Here is a 16,255-nt window from a genome sequence, read left to right as displayed (position 1 = left end):
TAAAAATAAATAATGATAATTTTGATTTAATCACCACTCAAAATTATCATTATGAAGATAAAATACATTAGCGTAATTTTTCTTGCTGCTTCTACGTTATCCTATGCCCAGGAAGTGAAAGATACACTTGCCAAAGAATCAAAAATAGAAGAAGTTTCCATTACCGGAAGCCGGAATAAGAAAAGAACAGTTGTAAACACTCCCGTTCCTATTGATATCATTGATATTAAACAGGTAAGCCAATCAACAGGACAGGTGGAAGTAAACCAACTCTTACAGTTCTCGGCTCCTTCTTTTAATTCTAACAAACAATCGGGATCTGATGGTGCCGATGCGGTAGACCCTGCAACATTAAGAGGTTTAGGACCTGATCAGACTCTGCTTCTATTAAATGGAAAAAGATATCATCAATCTTCACTGATTAATCTTTTCGGAACTAAAGGAAGGGGAAATACCGGATATGACATGAATACCATTCCGATTGGTGCTATTAAAAGAGTCGAAGTACTGCGTGACGGAGCGGCAGCGCAATATGGTTCCGATGCTATTGCTGGAGTAATCAACGTTATTCTGAATGATCGGGATAAAGGTTTCGAAGGAAATGTATTTTCGGGAATGAATCTTTTTAAAAGTCCTGGAAATAATGATATTGTATCGGATCATAAAATTGACGGAACTACTTTTGATTTCAGTGGAAATCTTGGAACAAAAATAGGTTCAAAAGGAGGATTTGGTAACTTCACAGCTGAGTTTATTACTAAAGATTACGCGATCAGAAATGCAAATCCGGCAATTTATAATGATCCCGATCCGGCACCAAGGCAGAGATTCGGGGATGCAAAAGCTCAGAATGTTTATTTTTTCGGGAATATTGAACTTCCTCTTTCCGATGGATTGAAGTTTTATTCACGCCAGGGATTTTCCCACAGAAATACCAAAGCTTATGCATGGACCAGAACGGCAAATGCCAATGGAAATATTCCTGAAATTTATCCAATGGGTTTTGATCCTATTGAAGATACCAGCATTACGGATTTCACTTTTGATAATGGCTTAAAATTCAAAGTGGCAGACTGGGATGTGGATTTTTATAATGCTTTTGGGAACAACAGGTTCACTTACGATATCACCAATACCATCAATGCTACTTTAGGCGTCAAGTCTCCTACCCGATTCTATGCCGGAGGGCATTCTTTATTACAGAACACAACGGGTTTTAATGCTGTGAAACAATTTAAGGTACTGGAAGGCTTAAATATCGCTTTCGGGTCTGAGTTCAGATATGAAAAATTTGAAATCCTAAAAGGAGAAGAAGGATCTTATGCGATGTATGATATCAATGGAAATATTGTTACACCTGATACACCCGATTATCTATTAGTTACCAATCCCCTTGCACCGTCTGACGACAATAAAAGACCAGGAGGTTCTCAGGGCTTTCCCGGCTATTCTACAAATATTGCCAAAAACAGAAATAATTTTGCCGCTTATGTAGACACCGAACTTGATATTACCAAAAACTGGATGATCAGTGTAGCGGGAAGGTTTGAAAATTACAATGACTTTGGAAGTACATTAAACGGGAAGTTCGCAACACGCTATGCTATCACTCCACAATTGGCTTTCCGTGGGTCTGTTTCTACAGGATTCAGGGCTCCGTCGTTGGCTCAGAAATATTATAGCCAGCAGTTTACTAACTTTCAGGGTGGTAAATTGGTAACCATTCAATTAGCGTCTAATGATAGTGATCTGGCAAACAGAGTAGGCATTGCTCAGCTGAAACAGGAAACCTCTATTAACGGAAGCGCAGGTTTTACTTTCAACACGGGAAAATTCACAGCAACCATTGATGGATATTATATCAACGTAAAAAACAGAATTGTTTTAACAGGAAATTTCTCAAGAGATGATCTGCCTAAGGATGTTCAGAATGATTATCCATATATTGATCAGGTACAATTTTTTGCCAATGCTATTAATACCCGCACAAAAGGAGTTGATGTTATCTTAAGCTATAATGAAAATCTGGGTTCAGGAAAACTGACTGCCACTCTTGCCGGGAACTATAATGATATGGAAATCACAAAAGTGAATACTTCCGATCAATTAAAAGGCATGGAAAATACGTATCTAAGCCCAAGAGAAAGAGGTTTCATCCTTGCTTCCGCTCCAAAGACAAAAGTAAATCTTAATCTTAACTATAAGATCAATAAGTTCAACGCAAATTTACAGCTTGTAAGGTTTGATAAAGTTACATTGATAGGTTATGATGACGCAGAACAAGTTTACAATGCAAAAGTAACTACAGATATTTCTTTTGGCTATGAATTTTCTAAGAGTTTTAATCTTACCCTGGGAAGTAAAAATATTTTCAACAGATATCCAACTTTACAAACGACACAGGTTACAACAGGAAACACAGAGTCGGGAGGTATTTTTGATCCTGTACAAATGGGTTTTGCAGGAAGACAGGTATTTGCCCGACTTAATTTTAAGTTTTAAGGGACGAATTGAAATTACTACTACCAAAAAACTCCTGAAAATTCAGGAGTTTTTATTATTTCTTTGAGATTTTATAAAGCTTTCCGCTGTCTGTAACTGCGTATAAATTGCCATCTTCACCATTCAGAACATCTCTAAAACGTTCTTTCTGATCTTCTAAAAGCCTTTCTTCACCTACAACCCTATTATCCTTCATCACAATCCTGTTAATATGCTCACCGCTTAGACAGCCAATAAACAAATTCCCTTTCCATTCTTCAATGTTTCCGGTATAGAAGGTGACTCCACTGGGAGAAATTACCGGATCCCAATAATAAACCGGTTGTTCCGTTCCTTCTTTTTGAGTAATTCCCTGCCCCACTTTATCTCCGGAATACTCGATTCCATAGGTGACATCTCCCCAACCATAGTTTTTTCCAGGTTGAATAAGATTAATTTCATCTCCTCCTCTTGGTCCCATTTCTACATCCCAAAGTTGCCCATTAGGATCTATAGCCAAACCTTGTGGATTTCGTACACCATAAGCGTAAATCTCAGGTTTATATCCGGATTTTCCTATAAATGGATTTCCCGGAGCTGGTTTTCCATCTTTTGTAATTTTAAGTATTTTACCTAAATAATTATCTGTTTTCTGTGCATAAACACGAGTTACTTTGTCAGATCTTTCTCCTGTACTTACAAAAAAATTTCCATCCTTGTCAAAAGCCAGTCTGCTTCCGTAATGTTTATCTCCGTCATAGGAAGGCTCTGCCCTGAAAATAACTTTTACTTCTGAAATATTTTTAAGATCAGAGGATAACCTTCCTTTTGCTACTGAGGTTAAATTACCTTTTCCAAAAGGCTCTGAAAAGCTGAAATAAATATTATTATTGGTCTTAAAATCCGGATCAAGTGCTACATCCAGCATTCCGCCCTGACCTTTAGAGTCAACCTTAGGGAAACCTTCTATTTTTACAATCTGTTTTCCGTCTTTTGATACAACATTCATATGACCTCTTTTGTCTGTAATCAGAAACCGACCATCCGGTAAATTAATAATTCCCCAGGGTCTGCCCAAATCTTTGTTTATTATTTCTACATGATATGGAGCATTTGTTTTTACAGCTTTAATCCTTGTCTGCCCTTTAAATGCCGGCTGATATTCAGAATTAGGCTTTTCTGTTTCTACACTTCCGTCTTTTCCAATCTGCTGCGCATTGGCATGATTCTCTTTACATGAGGATAAAATGAAAAAAACACTGAGAATCGGAACATAAAATTGATTGATTTTCATAATATTACGATTGGTGATTATAAATTGAATGGAAAAATAATGCCACAAAATTTGTTTATTTCAATTTTTATTCTACATTTGTAGAACAAATAACAAAATTGTAGAATGAAAGAGATAAAACTAACTGATTCCGAAAAAGTTCTGATGGATATTCTTTGGGAAAAAGAGAAAGTCTTCATGAAAGATATTTTAGAAACTTATCCGGAACCCAAGCCAGCTGTAACCACAATAGCAACACTGCTGAAAAGAATACAGAACAAGGACCTTGTAGGCTACAAACTTTATGGAAATTCTCGTGAATACTATCCAAAGGTAGAAAAGGGAGAATATTTCAAGGAAGAAATGACTTCCATGATTGACCGTTTTTTCAATAGCTCTGTGACTCAGTTTGCTTCATTTTTTACGTCCAATGCAAAACTTAGTCAAAAGCAACTGAAAGAACTCCGCGATATTATTGATGAACAAATAGAAGAATAACCATGTTAACCATTATTCTAAAAATAATTCTGTGTTCATCAATCTTCATTGCTGTATATTTTTTGTTTTTGGAAAAGAAGAAAATGTATAGATTCAACAGGATCTATTTATTAGGCTCCCTCATTCTTTCATACATCATTCCTTTTGTTACTATTACTGTACAGAAGACACCAGCAAAACAACCACAATTAATCATTGAAGAAACAATACAAGAGACCGTCTCTGTAACTACAGCACAGGAAAGTTTTGACTGGACCAATGTATTTTGGCTGGTCTATGTAGCGGTAACTTCTTTCTTTTTGATTAAAAACACATTATCCATTATTGCAATCAAAAGAATACGGGGAGAAAAACAATCCTATCAGAATTACAATATTATATTCACAGAAAAAAAACAGTCACCATTCAGCTTTTGGAATACAATCTATATGGGAAAAGATTATATGAAGAACGGCACAATTGATCCGAGAATTTTCCTTCATGAAAAAAGCCACATAGATCAGAAACACAGTATAGATCTGGCGATTGTACATCTTGTGAAAATCTTTACATGGTTCAATCCTGTTTTATTTCTCTATAAAAAAGCAATTGTTACTAATCACGAATTCCTAGCAGACGAAGCGGTTTTGAATAGTAATTTCAATATTAAAGACTATCAAAATCTGATTCTCGAAGAAATAGTAAACTGCCAAAATTTGCCATTAACCCATTCATTTAATTTTAATAACACCAAAAAACGATTTATTATGATGAAGGCACAAAAATCTAAATTCAGCCTTGCTAGAAAAACATTAGGCGTGACAACACTTATTGCTGCAACTGCATTGCTATCAGAAAGAATTTATGCAAATGAATCTGTAAAGAAAGACAATAGCACAGAAATCATATCTTCTTCTACGCAGAAAGACTTGACAACAAAAGAAAAAATAAAAAACTTAGTATCAGAACCAATAACAGTTTCTTCAAATGAAAGAGAACAACAGGAGAATGTCTCAATTGCTTCAGAGCTGAAAAAAGAAACTTTAAAAACTGTTTCTGATACAATATCTCCTAAAGCAAACAACGAAGGTAAAAACACAATTTCACAAGAAGAACAAGATAAAGATTTGGTTAAAGCGGAATATCCTGAAGGACGCAATACCCTTCTAAGCAAAATAAACAAGGAAACGGATATAGGTTCGGTTCAACCACAAAAAGGAACGATACAATCAATAGCTTCTGTTTATATAGATGCAACCGGAAAAACAACCAAAGTAACGACTGAAGGAGATAATGAAGCTTTCAACAAAGCATTTCTGAAAACAATAACCGCAATCAGCAACGAAACTACATGGAAGCCCGCTACAAAAAACGGACAGGCAGTTGCTTCGGTAATAAAAATACCTGCCAAAATAACTTTTGCTCAACAGTAAAAATAAAAGCGCTACTTGTTTAGCGCTTTTTTGTTGATGAAAATCCAAAGAAAATAAGAATGATAGAGGTAAGAGATTTATTAAATCTTTATCATCAAAATATTCATGATCGAAACATTATTCTGCCTAATAATTTCTTTCGTATTTTTGTTGTATACATTCTTTCTTATGAATTTTAATCTTCATTCAGAATATAAACCAACCGGAGACCAGCCTCAAGCTATTGAAAAACTTACTGCCGGAATTGAAATCGGCGAGAAATATCAGACGCTTCTCGGAGTAACGGGTTCCGGAAAAACCTTTACGGTTGCTAATGTTGTACAAAATGTTCAACGTCCCACTCTTGTTTTAGCTCATAACAAGACCTTAGCAGCGCAGCTTTTCATGGAATTTAAAGAATTTTTTCCTGATAATGCGGTAGAGTATTTTGTCAGCTACTATGACTATTACCAGCCGGAAGCTTACATTGCTACCACCGGAACTTATATTGAAAAGGATTTAAGCATTAATGAGGAAGTGGAAAAGTTGCGTCTTTCTGCCACGGCAAGTCTTCTTTCCGGGAGGAGAGATGTTTTGATTGTTGCATCCGTTTCCTGTATTTATGGTATTGGAAACCCCACAGAGTTCCATAAGTCATTAATTTCCATTGCTATTGGTGAAAAAGTAACAAGAACCGCACTTTTGCATTCATTAGTCAATGCCCTATATGCAAGAACATTGAATGAATTCCAAAGAGGAACATTCCGTGTGAAAGGAGATGTAATAGATGTTTTCCCCGCTTATGCTGATAATGCGATCAGAATTCAGTTTTTTGGGGATGAGATTGAAAAGATTCAGAGCTTTGATCCGGTGACAGGAAATGTAGAGTCTAATTTTGACCAAATTCAGATTTATCCGGCAAACCTTTTTGTAACTTCAAAAGAAACCTTAAATGGTGCCATCAGAGAGATTCAGGATGACATGGTGAAACAGGTAGACTTTTTTAATTCTATCGAAAAACCTTTGGAGGCGAAAAGACTCCAGGAAAGAACGGAGCTGGATCTTGAAATGATCAAAGAATTAGGGTATTGTTCGGGTATTGAGAACTATTCAAGATATCTTGACGGCAGACTTCCGGGTACAAGACCTTTCTGTCTTCTCGATTATTTCCCTAAGGACTTCCTAATGGTCATTGATGAAAGCCACGTTACTGTTCCCCAGGTTCATGCCATGTACGGCGGAGACCGAAGTAGAAAAGAAGCATTGGTAGAGTTTGGTTTCAGACTTCCTGCTGCTATGGATAACAGACCTTTGAAGTTTGAAGAATTCGAAAGTATACAGAATCAGGTTATTTATGTTTCAGCAACTCCTGCCGACTATGAACTGGAAAGAACCGGAGGTGCTTATATTGAGCAGATTATCCGTCCAACAGGACTTTTAGATCCTATTATTGAGGTAAGACCTACCCTAAACCAGATTGATGATCTAATGGAAGAGATTCAGAAAAGATCTGACGCTGATGAAAGGGTTTTGGTAACTACTTTAACCAAGAAAATGGCTGAGGAACTTACCAAATACTTTACAAAATTCGGAATCAGAACAAGGTATATCCACTCTGATGTGGAAACGCTGGAGCGTATTCAGATTATGCAGGATTTACGTTTGGGGCTTTTTGATGTATTAATTGGAGTAAATCTATTAAGAGAAGGATTGGATCTACCTGAGGTTTCATTAGTGGCAATTCTGGATGCTGATAAGGAAGGAATGCTTAGAAGCAGAAGATCAATGATCCAGACCGTAGGACGTGCCGCAAGAAACGTGAATGGAAAAGCCATCATGTATGCAGACAAAATCACCAAATCTATGCAGGCAACTTTAGACGAAACCGAATATCGTCGCGCCAAGCAAATGCAATATAATGAAGAACACGGTCTTAAACCTACAGCACTGAATAAAAAGATTTCTGAAAATCTTGTCGGAAGAAGTAAAGACTTCCCCGATGAAAAATATACTCAAAAAGAAATTCTTCAGAAAGTTGCTGAAACAAAGGCAAGCTACACCGGTGAAGATATTGAGAAAATAATTGATCAGAAGCAGAAAGAAATGGAGGCTGCAGCTAAAAATTTAGATTTTATTAAAGCTGCTAAACTAAGGGACGAAATTACAGCCCTGAAAGCTTAATTCTTTTTATAGAAACAAATAAATGAGATTGGGCGGCATCTTCGATGCCGCCCAATCTATATTGCTAAAGTGTCCGTTATATTTTACAGCCCATTTCTGACCGATGCTCTGATAGGAGTAAGCAAATCCATTAGCCCATTTAATTTGATTTCATAAACGGTTGATAACTGCATCCCCAGCTTTCCTTTCGGCATTCCGCTTCTGCTGAACCACTCAAGATAGCTTATAGGAAGGTCTACTAAAACCGTTCCTTCGTATTTTCCGAATGGCATCTTAACAACACAAATTTCTCTTAATATTTCCGGATTTATTCCCTCCACTTTTATATAATAATTAAATCAGTTTATTTTTTAAATCTTTATTCTCTGGCAATTCCAGATCAGGAGGAGTTTCTTCGTCCGAAAATTCATTTCTGTACACTTGTATTAAAAGCAAAGTAAAGGAGATAAGAATAGGTCCGAATATCAGCCCCATAAAGCCAAACAGATTCATTCCCATAATGATCCCAAATACGGTATTGAGCGGATGAATGTTCTCCAGCTTCTTTAAAAGTGTAAATCGAAGCAGATTATCTGTAAGTCCTACCACAACTACACAATAAATAGCCAGACCAATACCTTGCGCCGTATTTCCTTCTGCAATCATAAAGATACATACCGGAACATACACAATTGCCGTTCCCACTACAGGAATTACTGATGCGGCAGCCGTTAAAGCAAAAAGCAATACTGCTCCCGGAGCTCCGAATATAAGGTATCCGATAAGTGATACTATTCCCTGTCCTATTGCAACAACAGGAATACCAATAGCGTTTGCCATAATAAGCTTTCTCAACTTCTCACCAAGCAAAGAAACATTTGATCTTTTTAATGGTGCAGAAGTTGTCAGTATTCTTTCAAACAGCCTTGGCTTTTCCAGCATAAAATAAAGAATAAAATACATGGACATTATCACGGTAAGTGTATTGAATGTTCCACTGACAGCTGAGGTTGAAAACTTTCCAACAGAGCTTTTCAATTTATTCATATTATCCTGGCTAAGAATATCAAAGCTTGTCTTAGAATAGATATAGCCATGTATTTTATCAAGAAACACGTTGAATTTAGCCATATATTCCTGAGCATTTCCCAGCTTATCAATAATTAAATCTGCAATGAAATAGATAGGCAAAATCAAAACAATAAGGCTCGCAAGCATTAGAGCAAACGCGGCTAAAGAAGGTTTCCATTTTCTCTCTTCCTGCAGATAAAAATTATATTTTCTACAAACTACATAGATCGTAATAGCTCCTAAAACCGAAGGAATAAACAATGCAAGATTAGAACAGATCAATCCTGCCAGGACCAAAATAATGACCAGCAAAGAAATCTGCTTAATGGCAATACTGCTTATCTGTTTATCTTTATTCATCATTTAAATTTCTCTTTATTATTTAGTATACATGATTTGTCTTGGTTTTCCAAGAAAGGCACAATAAGTAGAATACATAACGATCATGATAAATGGAGCCGTTAAAATAATTCCAAAACCACAAAGTATAATCCCCGCCGCCGAAATTAGCATTCCCAGGAAACCTGTCAATAGAAACACTCCATAATTTTCTTTTGCGATGGCAAATGATTTGTTTAACGCTTCCATAGCAGAAGAGTTTTCAAATAATAAAATAGGATATCCAATCAAAAGAAAAGGATACACAAAAAAGAAAGGTAAAAAGCAAAATGCCATTGCTATAGAAGAAATAACTCCAGATATAAGACTATATATCAATATATTAACAAAATTCTGACGGTACCCGATAAACAGATCTGAAAATTCAATAGGATTTTTTGTATTGAATTTATTAACCATATAGATCAAACCCACATATAAAGGTGTCAATAATAATAAGAAAAGACTGGAAAACGTCATATACATTGAAAATCCAGGTGTTTCCCAATATCTGAAATTGAGTAGTCTCCTGAAGACTGCATTTCTTCCATTATTGCCGCAGAATTAAAGCCGGTAATTGTCTGAATAAGAAATCCTCCTACCAAATAAATTACCATAGCTACAACAGCATAGCCAAAAATACCCTTATACATTTCAAATGCATGCGAGATAATGGATCCTGTATCTTTATTCGGTACAGAACCTTGTTGATCAAATTCGTTAAATTCGGACATAGTTTAATATTTTAATGATTTTACCAAATTTAACTTTTTTTAGTAAAAAAACATATTAAACCGTATTTAAATTTAACCTTTCTCTGAAAAAACCGTTTTATACAAAGAATAAATCATGGCATTCCAGAATGGAAATGTAAATAAACCACCTATCAAGAATAGTGTGAAACCCAAATACTTAAATAAAACAGCAACCAATATGCATACGATAATCTCTACGAAATACATTTTAAGAGCTTTAAAGTTCAAAGAAACGGCTTCAAAGATTCTTTTATTGGTAAAAAACATCAGCGGAGCAACAAATATGGTCATTGCTACCCAAATTACTGCTAAAAATATGGTAGGTACGGTAAATCTGTAAATCATGAACCAAAACAGATAGTAACCAAGGTATTTGAAGAAATTAATTCCATAATATCCGGCAAACAAATCACTCAATTCCAATTTTTCTTTAAGATCAAGCTTTCTGAAGATCTGGAAAAAGCCAAGATTCAAGGGGTAAAGAAATGCTGTTGTTGCCCAAATAGCAAGCATAAACATCTGATAGTTTTCAGTAGCACTTAGTTCTGCTACTTTTGCCAAGTAAGCCTGGGTACCCTCCTGAAGGGCTTCCTGAAGCACAGCGTTTTGTGCAAATATATCGTACTTTGAACCAAACAGGAAAAAAGAGGTAAGAAAGATTCCGAAAAATATTATGGAGAACATCAACTGATAAGCCAGTGTTTTATTCCAATAAAAAAAAGCCTGCTTCAATATAAAATCTATTCCCGGTTTCTGAGGATATTTGCTCTGCATCATAAAAATTTTATGCAAAAGTAAACATCAATAATTATTTTTGCGGAATGTTTTCAGTGAATCATCAAAAATTTATCGAAATGGATGAGCTTTCTCTTCAGAAGGTTCCCTATTTCTTCGTTATCGACTTCCTTTCAGAGAATGTAGAAATCTATAAGAAAAATGAAATTGAAAAAGCAGGCTTAATCATTGATTTTCAAAACTTTTCAACAAAAAAAACCAAGCTTAATTTAAATAAAAAAGTAGAATGGAAATCATTCCCGGAAACGCTGGAAAGCTTTAAAATGGGATTTGATAAAGTTCAAAAAAATATTCGCCTTGGAAATTCATATCTTGTAAACTATACCCGAAAAACTAAAATTGAGACCAATTTAAGTCTTGAAGAAATTTTTTATCACTCGGAAGCAAAGTACAAGGTTTTTTATAAAGATTTTTTTGTATTTTTTTCTCCGGAAACTTTTGTGAAGATCATTGATGGTAAAATTCTGACCTATCCGATGAAAGGAACCATTGATGCCTCCATAGAAAATGCGGCTGAGATTCTGAAGAACGATAAAAAGGAAAAAGCTGAGCATTATACAGTAGTAGACCTGCTTCGTAATGATCTGAGTATAGTGGCTGATGATGTTTATGTAGATCAATTCCAGCAGATTGATTTCATCAAAACCAGACAAAAGGATTTGTATGCGATGAGCTCGGAAATTTCAGGAAAGATAAAACCTCAGTTTGATGGTAAAGTAGGAAGCATTATGCAAAAACTTCTTCCTGCAGGCTCTATTTTGGGAGCTCCAAAACCAAAAACACTGGAAATCATTCTGGATGCAGAAGGATACCAAAGAGGATACTACACGGGAGTTTGTGGCTGGTTCGACGGTAAAAATGTCGACAGCTGTGTAATGATACGCTTTATTGAAAAAGAAAATGATCAACTTTATTTCAAAAGCGGAGGCGGTATAACGCACATGAGTAAATTAGAAGACGAATATCAGGAAATGAAAAATAAAATCTATGTCCCAATTCATTGAAAGCATTAAAGTAGAAGATCAGGAGATTTTTCTATTGGATCTACATCAGAAACGTATCAACCAGACATTTTCCCACTTCGGGAAGGAAGACTCCATTGATCTTGCCACAATCTTTAAGAATCTGCAACATGATGAAGACGGACTTTTTAAGCTAAGAATAGCTTATGATCTTGATAAGAGAATCCGAACACAGATGATTCCTTATGCTATTCCTGAAATTCAGGATTTTCAGTTGGTAGAAAACAACAGCTTTGATTACTCTTTTAAGTTTGAGGACCGTAAAGAGCTTGATAAGATGAAAATGAAGGCAAAGGCAGAGGAAATCATCATCGTCAAAAACAATCATATCACCGATACTTCATTTTCTAATCTTTTATTCTTAAAAGGTAAAGAATGGTTTACCCCTACCACTTACCTCTTAAACGGTGTACAAAGACAGCATCTTCTAAAGCAGAAAAAAATCAAGGAAGCTGAAATCACCTTACAGAATATAAAGCAATTCACACACTTCCAGATCATTAATGCTATGAATGATTTCGATGATATGTTTATTTATCCAATCAGCAGAATAATGAATCTGCCGGGTAATGAAGAATACCTTGACCTTTAGTTTTCTTTTAGGAAATTAAAGTAAGCTTTCTGCACATCTGCACTATTCTTTCCGTATGTATTTACTTCCAGAATTTTTGGTTGCGCATCCGGCTTGAAGAAATTCTCCAATACTCTGTCTAAAGTAAGCTCATCTTCCACTTTCACATAAGAGAATCCGAAGTGTTTTGCAAGATGCTCTGCATGTTTACGGTGTTTTGTTGCGATAAACTCGTCAAGAGTATTTGGATTGGCATTTCCGGGTCCCGGAATTATTTTAAAGATATTTCCTTCTCCGTTATTGAAAATCATAATCCTTACAAACGGAGGAATATATTGGTTCCAAAGACCATTGATATCATAAAAGAAACTTAAATCTCCGGTAATCAGCAAAGTTGGATTAGCATTTTTAATCGCAAATCCCATTGCCGTGGAAGTAGAACCATCAATACCGCTGGTTCCTCGGTTACAGTATATTTTTCTCTTCCCAAAATCAAATAACTGAGCATATCTGATACCCGAAGAATTACTGACATGGATATTATAGTTTTCAGGAATCGTCTGAGCTGCTTTATTAAAAAAGTAAAAATCTGAAAACTCTACCGTATTCAAAAACTGCTCATGTTTAGCATCTTTTTTATCTCTTAAAACATCCCACAAATTAAAATAAGGTCTTGGCTCAAGATTAATAAATTTCAAAAGTTTTGAAAAGAAAACTTCTGGTTTTACCTCAATTTTCTCTGTTAATGAGAAATAAGTATCTGGTTGCCAAACTTCATCCAAATGCCAGTGTTGTTTTGGGCGGGCGCTTCTCAGGAATTGTTTTACTTTTTTGGAAACAACATTCTGTCCTACAGTAATCAACAGATCCGGAGCATAAGTTTTATAATCTTCTTCCGTAAAATTAAAAATATAACGGTCGATATGTCTGAAGAATTTCTCGTGATAAAGATTGGAATTTGCTTCACTCAGTACAACCACGGAATGATTCTTCACCAACTGCGTCAATTGATTCTCCAATTCAGGGCTATAATCCTTCGTTCCTACCAATATCATGATTCTTTGAGACGTATGCCAGTCCGCAACTAAATTCGACGGAATTTCGTAGTCTTTATGCTTAATCGTCTTCTCTACTGTCGGGAACGTAGGAAGTTCTGAAACCAAATCATACAAAGGTTCTTCTAAAGGAATATTTATATGTACCGGTCCCTGCTTTTCAAAGCAAAGTTCGATCGCTTTTTTAATGGTATCAAAATTAATATCTTCTGCATTCTCCTTACTGTCTTCCAAAAGCTGGAAGTCCCCATAAGAATGTTGATGAAAAACATCTTTCTGTCTAATCGTTTGCCCATCAAAAATATCAACAAAATCTGTAGGTCTGTCAGCAGTAAGCACCAAAAGTGGAATATTCTGATAAAAAGCTTCAGTAATCGCAGGATAATAATTAACCACGGCTGAACCACTTGTACAAGTAATTGCAGCTGGTTTCTTTTCACTTTTAGCCATTCCCATTGCTACAAAAGCCGCGCTTCTTTCGTCTACGATGCTGTAACAGTTAAAACTATCTACTTCAGAAAAATGAATCGCCAAAGGAGCATTCCTTGATCCCGGAGAAATTACGATGTCTGAAATCCCGTACTGCTGAAGAAGATGTGCAAGTATTTGGATACTTCTCTTAGAAGAATATTTTTTCATACAGCAAATTTAACTTATAAATAATGATTTTAAAATCATTTAATTTAAAAAATATGTAATTTTGCTGTTCGTAAATTTCTAAAAATGGATAAAATACCTAGTGTAGACCTGCGTGATTTCCTTTCGGACAACCCGGAACGCAAACAGAAATTTGTAAATGAAATCGGAAAAGCTTATGAAGAAATTGGTTTTGTAGCCTTAAAAGGTCACTTTCTTGATGACAACCTAGTAGATGATTTGTATGGAGAGGTAAAAAACTTTTTTGAACAACCAGTGGAAACGAAACAGAAGTATGAGATTCCTGGAATTGGTGGACAAAGAGGTTATGTAGGATTCGGTAAAGAAACTGCTAAAGGTTTCAAAAAAGGAGACTTAAAAGAGTTTTGGCACTTTGGACAATATTTGTCTGAAGGTTCAGAATACAAAACTGAGTATCCAGACAACGTAATCGTTGAAGAACTTCCAAAATTTAATGAAGTAGGTAAAGAGGCATTCCAAATGCTTGAAAAAACAGGACAGTATGTTTTAAGAGCTTTAGCATTGCACCTTGGTTTAGATGAATTCTATTTTGATGATAAGATCGCAGAAGGAAACTCTATTCTAAGACCTATTCACTACCCGCCAATCACTCAGGAACCGGATGATGCGGTAAGAGCTGCAGCTCACGGAGATATTAACCTTATCACTCTATTAATGGGAGCACAAGGTAAAGGTCTTCAGGTTCAGAATCACAACGGAGAATGGATAGATGCGATCGCAGAACCGGATGAATTGATGATCAATGTTGGAGATATGCTTTCAAGACATACAAACAACAAATTGAAATCTACCATCCACAGAGTGGTAAACCCGCCAAGAGAAATGTGGACTACTTCAAGATATTCAATTCCTTTCTTTATGCACCCAATCAGTGCCATGTCTTTAAATGCTCTTGACAACTGTGTAGACGAAAACAATCCAAAGTTATACGAAGACACAACAGCAGGTGAGTTTTTACATGAAAGATTGATCGAATTAGGATTGATTAAAAAATAAGAAAAGAAAGTCAGTAATTTAAAATTACTGACTTTTTTATTAGTTTAATGATCTAACCTGTTATACAATAGAATTCAGGGCATGGAGTAGACTGTGTGAAAGTACCCCAAGGACAAATACAGGTATAGCTATCTCCACCACCTCCAGGATTCTCTCCTCCCCCAGGACCTTCATAAGGAACACATTTTCCTCCCGAACAAATATTTCCCGCTGAGCAGCCTCCTTCTCCCGGTCCACCACCTTCAAAACAAAAAGCAGGAGAACCTACTCCCGCAACAATTTCTCTTTTACTTTCCCTTGAAAGTTTCTTAAAGTTTTTCATAGTTATTAATTTTTTGGTACTTCCTACTCTATAAGCTTTTCGGATAACGCTTCTTTAAATATAACATTTATTCAGTTAATAATCAAATGATTATAAGAATAATCAATTATATATAGCAACAGATACTAATTTAATTACGAAATAACAAATTATATAAAATATAAATATTTTTATTTAAAATGTTTATTAATTTTACTTTACAACAAATTTTTAATTAAAACAATATGAAAAATTTAAGAAAATTACAAAAAGATCAACTGAAGAGTATTTCCGGCTCAGGAAACAATCTTCCCGAACCAGAATTCTGTATATATTATTGTAGTGGTACAATAATCTGTGCAACCTGCAATAGTGATTTTAAATGTCCGGATGCAAATAATGATATGTAATCTAGACCCACAATTAAATAAAGAAAACCGTTCTCTTGATGAGAATGGTTTATTTTTTAATCATAATAAGCATCAAAACTCTCTTTTAATAGACCAATTAAAGCTTTATGTAATAAAAATAGAATAAGGCGAAAAACAAGCCTCAAAATGACCTTTATAATATTTCAAATTGCTTGCCTTAAAATTCAAATATTGGCTTAGCAAAATATAAAATGAGTCTCAGAGAGCTTCTCTTTGGTATTAGCGTATAGCTATTAAGATTAGGTATAGTTCAAAAAAAAGTCTCATACATTACTGTATGAGACTTTTAAAAATAAAATAAAAACTGGCGGCGACCTACTCTCCCGCGTTAGCAGTACCATCGGCGCTGGTGGGCTTAACTTCTGTGTTCGGAATGGGAACAGGTGAGCCCCACCGCTA

The 16,255-nt window shown here is 35.4% G+C and carries 16 protein-coding genes and 1 rRNA gene; 8 read left to right on the top strand and 9 right to left on the bottom strand.

Annotated elements, in window-relative coordinates; translation table 11 throughout:
• Nucleotides 1-51: 51 nt before the first annotated feature.
• A complete protein-coding gene (locus BBI01_RS19360; protein ID WP_065396298.1) occupies nucleotides 52-2,502 on the top strand; it encodes a TonB-dependent receptor plug domain-containing protein in 2,451 nt (816 codons plus the stop codon).
• 55 nt (nucleotides 2,503-2,557) lie between these two features.
• Here BBI01_RS19360 and BBI01_RS19355 read toward each other — a convergent pair whose 3' ends face one another.
• A complete protein-coding gene (locus tag BBI01_RS19355; protein ID WP_065396297.1) occupies nucleotides 2,558-3,775 on the bottom strand; it encodes a PQQ-dependent sugar dehydrogenase in 1,218 nt (405 codons plus the stop codon).
• Nucleotides 3,776-3,880: 105 nt separating this feature from the next.
• Here BBI01_RS19355 and BBI01_RS19350 point away from each other — a divergent pair, with 105 nt between their 5' ends.
• The 3 genes from BBI01_RS19350 to uvrB all read left to right on the top strand — a co-directional run bounded on the left by BBI01_RS19350 (nucleotide 3,881) and on the right by uvrB (nucleotide 7,824).
• Complete coding sequence (locus BBI01_RS19350; protein ID WP_065396296.1) at nucleotides 3,881-4,252, top strand: BlaI/MecI/CopY family transcriptional regulator; 372 nt, start codon at nucleotides 3,881-3,883, stop codon at nucleotides 4,250-4,252.
• 83 nt (nucleotides 4,253-4,335) lie between these two features.
• The gene (locus tag BBI01_RS19345) at nucleotides 4,336-5,664 is read left to right on the top strand and encodes a M56 family metallopeptidase (protein WP_065396295.1); all 1,329 of its coding nucleotides are present in this window, start codon (nucleotides 4,336-4,338) and stop codon (nucleotides 5,662-5,664) included.
• A gap of 168 nt (nucleotides 5,665-5,832) precedes the next feature.
• On the top strand, nucleotides 5,833-7,824 hold the full coding sequence (gene uvrB, locus BBI01_RS19340; RefSeq protein ID WP_065396294.1) for an excinuclease ABC subunit UvrB: 1,992 nt from the start codon (nucleotides 5,833-5,835) through the stop codon (nucleotides 7,822-7,824).
• 83 nt (nucleotides 7,825-7,907) lie between these two features.
• Here the strand turns inward: uvrB and BBI01_RS19335 are convergent, their stop codons facing one another.
• From BBI01_RS19335 to BBI01_RS19320, 5 genes are all read right to left on the bottom strand, one after another.
• The gene (locus BBI01_RS19335; RefSeq protein ID WP_065396505.1) at nucleotides 7,908-8,135 is read right to left on the bottom strand and encodes a DUF3820 family protein; all 228 of its coding nucleotides are present in this window, start codon (nucleotides 8,133-8,135) and stop codon (nucleotides 7,908-7,910) included.
• Between the two features lie 22 nt (nucleotides 8,136-8,157).
• Nucleotides 8,158-9,237, bottom strand: coding sequence for an AI-2E family transporter (locus tag BBI01_RS19330; RefSeq protein ID WP_065396293.1), 1,080 nt, complete (start codon nucleotides 9,235-9,237; stop codon nucleotides 8,158-8,160).
• 15 nt (nucleotides 9,238-9,252) lie between these two features.
• A complete protein-coding gene (locus BBI01_RS19325) occupies nucleotides 9,253-9,732 on the bottom strand; it encodes a hypothetical protein (RefSeq protein WP_228394042.1) in 480 nt (159 codons plus the stop codon).
• Nucleotides 9,729-9,986 (bottom strand): hypothetical protein, encoded by a 258-nt coding sequence (locus BBI01_RS23110; protein WP_228394041.1) that lies wholly within the window; start codon nucleotides 9,984-9,986, stop codon nucleotides 9,729-9,731. The genes BBI01_RS19325 and BBI01_RS23110 overlap by 4 nt, the downstream gene beginning before the upstream one ends.
• A 72-nt stretch (nucleotides 9,987-10,058) precedes the next feature.
• The gene (locus BBI01_RS19320) at nucleotides 10,059-10,781 is read right to left on the bottom strand and encodes a hypothetical protein (protein ID WP_065396292.1); all 723 of its coding nucleotides are present in this window, start codon (nucleotides 10,779-10,781) and stop codon (nucleotides 10,059-10,061) included.
• Between the two features lie 47 nt (nucleotides 10,782-10,828).
• Between BBI01_RS19320 and BBI01_RS19315 the strand changes: the two genes are divergently transcribed.
• Nucleotides 10,829-11,806 (top strand): aminodeoxychorismate synthase component I, encoded by a 978-nt coding sequence (locus BBI01_RS19315; protein ID WP_065396291.1) that lies wholly within the window; start codon nucleotides 10,829-10,831, stop codon nucleotides 11,804-11,806.
• Nucleotides 11,790-12,416 carry an aminotransferase class IV gene (locus BBI01_RS19310; RefSeq protein ID WP_065396290.1) on the top strand — a complete coding sequence of 209 codons (627 nt, stop codon included), beginning with the start codon at nucleotides 11,790-11,792 and terminating at the stop codon, nucleotides 12,414-12,416. The genes BBI01_RS19315 and BBI01_RS19310 overlap by 17 nt, the downstream gene beginning before the upstream one ends.
• Here BBI01_RS19310 and menD read toward each other — a convergent pair.
• Nucleotides 12,413-14,089: a 2-succinyl-5-enolpyruvyl-6-hydroxy-3-cyclohexene-1-carboxylic-acid synthase gene (gene menD, locus BBI01_RS19305; protein ID WP_065396289.1), complete on the bottom strand. Its 1,677-nt coding sequence runs from the start codon at nucleotides 14,087-14,089 to the stop codon at nucleotides 12,413-12,415. The two genes, BBI01_RS19310 and menD, sit on opposite strands and share 4 nt — an antisense overlap.
• Nucleotides 14,090-14,173: 84 nt before the next feature.
• On the opposite strand from menD, the gene BBI01_RS19300 reads away from it, so the two are divergent.
• Nucleotides 14,174-15,124, top strand: a complete 951-nt coding sequence (locus BBI01_RS19300; protein WP_065396288.1) for an isopenicillin N synthase family dioxygenase — start codon at nucleotides 14,174-14,176, stop codon at nucleotides 15,122-15,124.
• A gap of 52 nt (nucleotides 15,125-15,176) precedes the next feature.
• Here BBI01_RS19300 and BBI01_RS19295 read toward each other — a convergent pair whose 3' ends face one another.
• Nucleotides 15,177-15,446: a hypothetical protein gene (locus BBI01_RS19295; protein WP_065396287.1), complete on the bottom strand. Its 270-nt coding sequence runs from the start codon at nucleotides 15,444-15,446 to the stop codon at nucleotides 15,177-15,179.
• 224 nt (nucleotides 15,447-15,670) lie between these two features.
• On the opposite strand from BBI01_RS19295, the gene BBI01_RS22925 reads away from it, so the two are divergent.
• Entirely contained in the window at nucleotides 15,671-15,835 is a 165-nt protein-coding gene (locus BBI01_RS22925) for a bacteriocin-like protein (protein ID WP_165602278.1), read from the top strand.
• Between the two features lie 323 nt (nucleotides 15,836-16,158).
• On the opposite strand, the gene rrf is transcribed toward BBI01_RS22925, so the two are convergent.
• Nucleotides 16,159-16,255 (bottom strand): 5S ribosomal RNA (gene rrf, locus BBI01_RS19290); the annotation flags it as partial.

Source organism: Chryseobacterium artocarpi (genome assembly GCF_001684975.1).
Lineage (GTDB): Bacteria > Bacteroidota > Bacteroidia > Flavobacteriales > Weeksellaceae > Chryseobacterium > Chryseobacterium artocarpi.
This window is presented reverse-complemented; position numbering and strand designations above follow the sequence as displayed.

Coding starts and splice junctions, on each gene's coding strand:
- BBI01_RS19360 (WP_065396298.1), top strand. CDS start 52: ATGAAGATAAAATACATTAGCGTAATTTTTCTTGCTGCTTCTACGTTA.
- menD (WP_065396289.1), bottom strand. CDS start 14,089: ATGAAAAAATATTCTTCTAAGAGAAGTATCCAAATACTTGCACATCTT.
- BBI01_RS19320 (WP_065396292.1), bottom strand. CDS start 10,781: ATGCAGAGCAAATATCCTCAGAAACCGGGAATAGATTTTATATTGAAG.
- BBI01_RS19325 (WP_228394042.1), bottom strand. CDS start 9,732: ATGACGTTTTCCAGTCTTTTCTTATTATTATTGACACCTTTATATGTG.
- BBI01_RS19300 (WP_065396288.1), top strand. CDS start 14,174: ATGGATAAAATACCTAGTGTAGACCTGCGTGATTTCCTTTCGGACAAC.
- uvrB (WP_065396294.1), top strand. CDS start 5,833: ATGAATTTTAATCTTCATTCAGAATATAAACCAACCGGAGACCAGCCT.
- BBI01_RS19345 (WP_065396295.1), top strand. CDS start 4,336: ATGTATAGATTCAACAGGATCTATTTATTAGGCTCCCTCATTCTTTCA.
- BBI01_RS22925 (WP_165602278.1), top strand. CDS start 15,671: ATGAAAAATTTAAGAAAATTACAAAAAGATCAACTGAAGAGTATTTCC.
- BBI01_RS19315 (WP_065396291.1), top strand. CDS start 10,829: ATGTTTTCAGTGAATCATCAAAAATTTATCGAAATGGATGAGCTTTCT.
- BBI01_RS19310 (WP_065396290.1), top strand. CDS start 11,790: ATGTCCCAATTCATTGAAAGCATTAAAGTAGAAGATCAGGAGATTTTT.
- BBI01_RS23110 (WP_228394041.1), bottom strand. CDS start 9,986: ATGTCCGAATTTAACGAATTTGATCAACAAGGTTCTGTACCGAATAAA.
- BBI01_RS19350 (WP_065396296.1), top strand. CDS start 3,881: ATGAAAGAGATAAAACTAACTGATTCCGAAAAAGTTCTGATGGATATT.
- BBI01_RS19330 (WP_065396293.1), bottom strand. CDS start 9,237: ATGATGAATAAAGATAAACAGATAAGCAGTATTGCCATTAAGCAGATT.
- BBI01_RS19355 (WP_065396297.1), bottom strand. CDS start 3,775: ATGAAAATCAATCAATTTTATGTTCCGATTCTCAGTGTTTTTTTCATT.
- BBI01_RS19295 (WP_065396287.1), bottom strand. CDS start 15,446: ATGAAAAACTTTAAGAAACTTTCAAGGGAAAGTAAAAGAGAAATTGTT.